3 protein-coding genes are annotated in these 5,074 nt (G+C 72.1%); 1 reads left to right on the top strand and 2 read right to left on the bottom strand.

Annotation, left to right across the window (positions count from 1 at the left end):
* Positions 1-31: 31 nt before the first annotated feature.
* Positions 32-1,258, bottom strand: a complete 1,227-nt coding sequence (locus K6I34_RS31290; RefSeq protein WP_229331231.1) for a fatty acid desaturase — start codon at positions 1,256-1,258, stop codon at positions 32-34.
* 213 nt (positions 1,259-1,471) lie between these two features.
* Positions 1,472-1,723 carry a response regulator transcription factor gene (locus K6I34_RS31285; protein ID WP_229331229.1) on the bottom strand — a complete coding sequence of 84 codons (252 nt, stop codon included), beginning with the start codon at positions 1,721-1,723 and terminating at the stop codon, positions 1,472-1,474.
* Between the two features lie 327 nt (positions 1,724-2,050).
* Between K6I34_RS31285 and K6I34_RS38735 the strand changes: the two genes are divergently transcribed.
* Positions 2,051-5,074, top strand: a 3,024-nt coding sequence (locus K6I34_RS38735; protein WP_229331227.1) for a type I polyketide synthase, incomplete at its 3' end; no start/stop codon positions are given.

The following is a 5,074-nucleotide window of genomic DNA, read 5'->3' as shown; positions in this document are numbered from 1 at the left end:
GGGGTCGATGGGGGACGGTCGTCGAACGGGGTCAGTCGTCGAACGCGGCGAAGAGCTCCCGCTTGCTGACGTCGCGGAGCCGGGAGACGTCGAACTCCTCGGGGTTCGCTGCGGCGAGGGAGTCGAAGACGTAGGAGATGGCGGGGACCAGACCCCACACCTCGTGGTAAGGGGGCCAGCCGGTGTGGCCGGAGTCGGCGTCCTGCTGCCGGGCGAAGATGTAGTTCGCCCAGTCGCGGCTGGACGGGGCCCGGTGGTGGTAGTCGTGGACGACCGTGTCACCGGTGAGGACCAGATAGCGCGACGGGGCGTGGATCAGCAGCATGCGCAGCGTCCACCGGCCCCAGGCGAGGGTGCGCCGTACGGCGGGAAGGGACGGGTCGGGGGCCGGTTCGCCGATGAAGATGGCGTTGGTCAGGGCGGCGAAGTACTCGCGGCCGCGCCCGCCTTCGGTGCCCGCGACCGGGAAGGTGTGCTTGACGCACAGCCGCAGGGTGTTGCTGACCTGGAACAGCGGGATCAGCGGCACGAACCAGATCACGAGCAGCGCGTCCCAGGTGCCGGTGACGATCGTGGCCGCGGCCACGGCGCCGTAGAGGCATACGGAGGTGACCTTCTCGCTGGTGGCCGACTTGCTCCAGAAGGAACGGGTGCGGGAGACGGCGAAGGCGAAGTGGAAGCGCGGCGAGAAGAGCTTCGCCACGACCCGCCGCCACATCTGACGTCGCGTCATACCGGGGTTCAGCCCCAGGCTGACCAGGAACGCCTGGACGGTGGGGTCGCGCAGGGTCATGTGGTGGGCGGCGTGGTGGTCGCTGACGTGCTCGCGGCTGTAGCGCTCGAAGTGCTGGATGATCAGCAGGCTGGAGGTGGCGCGGCCGATCACGGCGTCGAGCCTGCGCTTGCGGTACATGTTCCGGTGCGAGCACTGGTGGTAGACCATCATGCGCAGGTTGCGCATGCCGTGCAGGGTGACGGCCCAGCCGGGCAGCAGCAGGAGGAGGTACCAGGCGCCGAGGGCCCAGCCGATCGCGCCGACGGCGGAGCCGGCCACCATGGCGGCCACCGCGGAGACCAGGTGGAAGGTGGGGGACCAGGCGAGCGGCGCCTGTCCCGCCAGGGGTTTGCCGGTCATGACGGTGAGCGGGTACTGCACGAGGCCGGGCAGGCCCCGCATGGACTCTCTGGGGTCGGGGGCGGGGGCCACAGGCGCGGCACCCGGCCCGGTCTGCCGCGGATGGGCATCGGTGACGGACACGAACACTCCTGGATCGATCCGGGTCTGATTCCTGGTCTTTCCTGGAACTGCTTTCCGCGGAAAGAGCATGGGCGGCGAAAGAGCATGGGCGGCGGCCGTGGGAATCGACGTCGCGAGAGCAAGAAGACGTCCCGGCTCCCCGTATTCGGGGAACCGGGACGGTACGTCCGGCCGCCGCCCGGGACATGTCTATCGGACGGCCTTCCGGGGCGGCTATTGGACTTTCGTTGAAGGGAGTTGGTGGGCGAAGGACACCAGACCCGCCTGGAGGCGGGACTCCACGCAGAGCTTGCCGAGGATCTGTGCCACGTGCGCCTTGACCGTTCCCTCCGTCACCCGGAGCCGGGTGGAAATGCTGCGGTTGGAGTGCCCGGCTCCCAGCAGGAGGAATACCTGGCTCTCACGTTCCGTCAGCAGGTCGACACGCCGGAGCTGTTCGGACCACAGCTCCCGGCCGGTCGTCATGGACCTTCGTGCGGCTTCCACTGCAACACCCCCGAGACAGTGCAGTACGTCACAACGCACATGAACTCTAGGATATGTTTGAACTTGGATCAATTTTTGAAGCTGTCAAGGTTTCGCAAAAAGGTTGGCCCATGCATGTAAATAACGCCCGAGATCGGTATGGAATATGACATAGGTAGCGGTCGAAATCCCCCGCGACATCGTGCGACGCCGGGGGTTAAAGTTGGCTCCTGATTCAACTTTGCATGGAAACTCTCGACGGACCCGACGGGCCGCCCCGCGGTGACCGGACGGGTCGCGTGACAGGACAGCAAGGGGGCGGGGGCCGTGCAGCACGCATCGGACGAATCCGGTGTCGCCGTCATCGGAATGGGGTGCAGATTCCCCGGGGCGGACGGCCCCGAGGAATTCTGGGAATTACTCCTCGACAACACGGACGCCATTACGGAGATGCCACCGGAGCGTTTCGACATCGCGGCGTTCCACAGCCCCGTCCCGCGGACTCCGGGGCGGACGGTGTCCCGGTACGGCGGATTTATTTCCGACCCCTTCCGGTTCGACGCGCTGTATTTCGGGATATCGCATGCCGAGGCCCGCGGAATGGATCCGCAACAGCGCATTCTGCTGCAGGTGGTCCAGGAGGCCGTCGAGGATTCCGGCATCCGCGCCTCGGCGCTGGCCGGCAGCCGGACCGGTGTTTTCGTGGGGCAGGCGACGGCCGAATACGCCGAGACGACCGCACCGCACAGCGGGGCGGACATCAGGGCGGCCGCGGGCGCCCGGCTGCGCGCGGTGTCCGCCGGACGCGTCTCCTACGCGCTCGACCTGCGCGGCCCCAGCGTGGTGATCGACACCGCCTGCTCCTCCTCCCTCGTGGCGGTCCACGCCGCGCGCCAGAGCCTCCTCACGGGCGAGAGCGACCTGGCCGTCGCGGCCGGGATCAACCTCGTGCTGGCCCCCACGGACGCCATCGCGTACTCCCAGGGCGACATGCTCTCCCCCGGCGGGCGGTGCCGGTTCGGCGACGCCGACGCCGACGGCTTCGTCCGCAGCGACGGAGTGGGGGTGGTGCTGCTCAAGAGGCTGGCCGACGCGCACCGGGACGGCGACCGGGTCCTGGCGGTGCTGCGCGCCAGCGCCGTCACCAACGACGGGCGCGGCAGCGGCCTGTTGGTCAGGCCCTCGGCCGACGGCCAGGCCGAGGCGCTCCGCCACGCCCTGGCCCTGGCCGGGGCCACCCCCGGGCAGCTGGACTACATCGAGGCCCACGGCACTGGCACCCGGGTCGGCGACGGCGTCGAACTGCGCGCCCTGAGCGAGGTCATGGCCACCGACCGCCCCGGCGACAGGCGACTGCCGGTCGGCTCGGTCAAGACCAACATCGGGCACACGGAATCCGCCTCCGGCATCGCCGGATTCATCAAAGCCGTGCTGATCGCCCGGCACCGGACGATCCCCGCCTCACTGCACCTGCGCACCCCCCATCCCTCCCTCGCCGGGGCCGGTGCCCCGCTGCGCGTCGTGACCCGCAACGAGCCGCTGGAACCGGTCGGCGACGAACCGCTGGTCGGCGTCAGCTCGTTCGGTATCTCCGGCACCAACGCCCACGTCCTCGTCGGCGGCGTCGGCGGCCACCCTCCGCGCCACCGGCCCGCGCTCCCCACGCTCCCCGCGCCCGCCGTGGGGGCGGGAGCGGGGATGCCGCACCTCCTGGTGCTCTCCGCGCGGTCTCCCCGGTCCCTTCGTCTGATGGCCCGTTCCTATGCCGCGTTCCTCTCTCCCGGCGGACGTGGCCGGGAGGCCGGACTGGGCGACATCTGCGCCACGGCCGCGCTGCGGCGTGACGCCCACCCCTACCGGCTGTGGGCGGTGGGGGAGGACCACGACGGGATCGCGGCCACCTTGCGCGCCCTCGCCGACGGGGAACAGGCCGCGGACGGCGGCATCGCCGAGGCCGGCTTCGGGGACCCGAGGCGCACCGTGTTCGTGTTCCCCGGCCAGGGCTCGCAGTGGGCGGGCATGGGACGCGGCCTGCTGTCCGCCTCCCCGGCCTTCCGCGCCGCGCTGGCCGCGTGCGACGAGGCCATCCGCGCCGAGACGGGCTGGTCGGTGACGGAACTGCTCACCGGCGAACCGCTCGCCGGCGAACTGCTCACCGGTGAACTACTGACCGGCGCGGAGGAGTTCCCCGACGCCATCGACGTCGTCCAGCCCGCCCTGTGGGCCGTGCAGGTCGCCCTCACCGCGGCCTGGCAGGCCATGGGCGTGGACGCGGACGTGTGCGTCGGCCACAGCATGGGCGAGGTCGCCGCCGCGCACGCCGCGGGCGCGCTGTCCCTGGCCGACGCGGCCGCGGTCATCTGCCGCCGCAGCGGGCTGATGCTGCGCACGGCCGGGCACGGCGCCATGCTCGCCGTGGAGCTGGGCGCCGAGCAGGCGCGGCGGGCGGCCGCCCCGTACGGGCCGTCGGTCACGGTCGCCGCCGAGAACGCGCCGGAGGCCACGGTCCTCGCCGGGCCCCCCGGCGCGCTCGCCGAACTCGCCGCCGCGCTGGAGGGCCGGGGCGTCTCGTGCCGCCTCGTCCGCGTCGACGTCGCCTCCCACTCCCCGGCCATGGACCCGCTCCGCGACGACCTGCGCCGGCTCCTGGCGGGGCTGGAGCCGGTGCCCGTGCGCACCCCGATGGTCTCCACCGTCCACCGCGCGCCGGTCCGCGGCCCGGAGCTGGACGCCGCCTACTGGATGGACAACCTCCGCCTCCCCGTCCGCTTCACGGAGACCGTGGGCACCATCGCCAAGGAGCGCGAGAGCGTCTTCGTGGAGATCAGCGCCCATCCCGTCCTGACCACGGCCGTCGCGAGGACCCAGGCGGCCATCGGCGCCGAACCCGTCGCCGTCGCCTCCCTGCGCCGCGCGCGCGACGAGCGCGTGTCGCTGACGCACGCGCTGGGCGCGGTGTTCGCCCATGGCGGGCACGTCGACTGGCGGCGCTGGTACGGGCCGGCCGAGGCCCTCGTCCCGCTGCCCCGGTACGCCTGGGACCAGGAGCTGTTCCGCATCACGCCCACCCTCGTCGCGCCTTCCGAGGACGGACCGGACCGGCGCGTGCGGGAATTCGCGCTCGCGGACTGGGGCGCCGCCGCGTGGGGCGAGGCCGTCACGGTCGACGGCGCCGCCCCGCTGCCCCCGGCCGTCGCCCTCGCGGCCGTCCACGAGGCGGCCCGGTCCCTGCTCGGCCCGGCGGCCTGGACCATCGAGGACGCGCGCCTGACGGGCGACCTCGTCGACGCCCGCGTCGCGGCCGGGCTCCGGCTGCGGGTCGCCCTGGAGCGGGGGAGCGAGGGGGAGCGG

This window comes from Streptomyces sp. UNOC14_S4 (genome assembly GCF_020740835.1).
GTDB lineage: Bacteria > Actinomycetota > Actinomycetes > Streptomycetales > Streptomycetaceae > Streptomyces.
Note: the sequence above shows the minus strand (reverse complement) of the source record. Positions and strands in the feature narration are given on the sequence as shown.